Here is a 2227-nt window from a genome sequence, read left to right as displayed (position 1 = left end):
CTTCAGATGTACGAAGGTATTATTCCTCCCTACTTACCTAATCCTAGAGCATTGGTGCTACTTAGTGGCTTCTTCGAAGTAGCTTTTGGGGTAGGTTTGCTCTTTGAGGAAACGCGAGAGTTCGCTGCTTGGGGCATTATTTTAATGCTATTGGCATTTCTTCCGGCTCATGTTTATATGTTACAATCTGAGAAGTTTAGAAAAGTTCCTCGCTGGGCGCTTTGGGTACGTATTCCGCTACAGTTTCTGCTGATGTACTGGGCGTATCAGTTTATTTGATAGACTTAATCAATGTAAAGATCTTTCTGTAGTCAGGATAAAACTAAAGCTTTATAGCCCGCACCATCTCCGCTTTCCCCGGGGGGCCAGGCAGCGTTTCTACTTGTAAACCTAGCGATTTTAAATCGCGCTTCAATTGTCCTTTGGCCGAGTAGGTAACCCACACACCGGTGGGGGCTAATAGATTAGTCACCTTTTCAATAATTGGTTTTTCCCAAAGTTCAGGTTGCTTGTTGGGAGCAAATGCGTCGTAGTAGATTACATCAAATGCTTGTCTATCATCTAGCTCTTCTAACTTAATGGTTTGCTTGTTCAGTATGAAATTGCCTAACAAGGTTTGAGGTTGGTTCCAATCTGCTTGGTGAATTGCTTCAAAGTGCTTCTTTTCTGCTAATGTTGACTGTTGCACATAATTTAGCTGCTGTATCATTGCTGATTCAACCGGATGAGGTTCCAGAGCGGTATATTCAAACTGAACTTGAGCAAGTTTATCTGCTTCTAGTAGAGTTAGCCAGGCGTTTAACCCCGTTCCTAATCCTACTTCTAAAATTCTTACCGAAGAGCTAGAAGTATGAGTGGATAACCAATAGTGCAATCCGTGCTGAATAAAAACGTGCTTTGATTCGCGCAATGCTCCGTGGCGAGAGTGATACGTCTCATCGAGGTCAGCGTTTAGCAGCGTATGAGAACCATCGCCGGTTTCAATAATTTGCAGCCTACTCATAAACTCAAAGTTATGATTGTCACTTTAGTAACAACTGTAGCGAGTGGCTGAATGATTCAAAAAAATAGGATTAACCCAGCGCGTCGGCTCCGGCTACAATCTCCAGAATTTCTTTGGTGATAGCCGCCTGACGGGTACGGTTGTAGGTGAGTCGTAGTTCCTTCAGAAGATCACCCGCATTTTCAGTAGCCTGATCCATCGCCGTCATTCGGGCACCTTGCTCAGCTGCGTTAGATTCTAAAAAAGCTTTATAGAACTGCACCTTCAGCGATTGTGGTATCAACTCTTCTACAATATACGCTTCCGAAGGCTCGTAGATATAATCAATATTGCTAGTCTGCTCATCTTCGGCAGCGGTAGTTTCTACAGGCAAAAACTGCTCAAAGGTAGGGACCTGCGTAGCTACGTTTTTAAATTGGTTGTAAATTAGAATAACCTTATCGACTTTTTTCTCCTGATAAAGCTTCATTACGTATTCAGCCCCGTGGCGGACATTCTCAAAAGTAGGGGCGGTAAGAAGATCTTTGTAATCGGTTGTAATATTGTACCCTCGGCGCTTGTAGTAATCATACGACTTCTGACCAATCGTCATTACCGAAAGCCGCTCGTTACGCTCGTAGAACTCATATTCGTCAGAGATAAACTGCCTAGTTTTCCGAAAAAGGTTGGCGTTGAACGCGCCGCACAGCCCCCGGTCAGATGAAAAAGCAACAAGTAGTACATTCTTGACATCTCGGTCTTCGGCAAATTCACTTACATTTTCCTCACTCAGATTCGCCGAAACATTGGCCAATAGATTGCTTAGCTTCTCAGCGTACGGGCGCATCTGCATTAAGCGGTTTTGCGCTTTTCTCAGCTTAGAAGCCGCCACCATTTTCATGGCTTTGGTGATCTGCTGCGTAGACTTAACCGTCGCAATCCGGTTCTTAACTTCTTTTAAATTGGGCATTTTCCTTCAATTAACAATGTGCAGTGTGCAATGAACAATTATTGATTAACAACGGAGCTAGGTATCTCATGCAGTACGTTTTGTGCAGTCGTAAATGTATGAAAATAGCTAATATATTAATTGCACACTGTTCATTGCACATTGTTAGTTGTTTTGATAGTTTTTCGCTAGGTCAGCGGCCACCTTCTTGATGGTATTCTGTTGCTCTTCTCCCCACTTTCCGGACCGAATTTGGTCTAAAGTATCGCGGTGTTGAGCATTCATATACGATAAGA

At 43.3% G+C, this 2227-nt stretch carries 3 protein-coding genes; 1 reads left to right on the top strand and 2 read right to left on the bottom strand.

What is annotated here, in order from left to right; genetic code table 11:
* Positions 1-279 (top strand): DoxX family protein (locus tag WBA23_RS02640; RefSeq protein ID WP_424580695.1); only part of this gene is annotated, 279 nt, incomplete at its 5' end.
* Between the two features lie 43 nt (positions 280-322).
* On the opposite strand, the gene mnmD is transcribed toward WBA23_RS02640, so the two are convergent.
* Both mnmD and atpG read right to left on the bottom strand, forming a co-directional pair.
* Positions 323-1003 (bottom strand): tRNA (5-methylaminomethyl-2-thiouridine)(34)-methyltransferase MnmD, encoded by a 681-nt coding sequence (mnmD, locus tag WBA23_RS02635; RefSeq protein WP_424580694.1) that lies wholly within the window; start codon positions 1001-1003, stop codon positions 323-325.
* 70 nt (positions 1004-1073) lie between these two features.
* The gene (atpG, locus tag WBA23_RS02630) at positions 1074-1952 is read right to left on the bottom strand and encodes an ATP synthase F1 subunit gamma (protein WP_424580693.1); all 879 of its coding nucleotides are present in this window, start codon (positions 1950-1952) and stop codon (positions 1074-1076) included.
* Positions 1953-2227: the final 275 nt, after the last annotated feature.

The sequence above is a fragment of the Tunicatimonas sp. genome (assembly GCF_049647865.1).
Classification (GTDB): Bacteria; Bacteroidota; Bacteroidia; order Cytophagales; family Cyclobacteriaceae; genus Tunicatimonas.
Note: the sequence above shows the minus strand (reverse complement) of the source record. Positions and strands in the feature narration are given on the sequence as shown.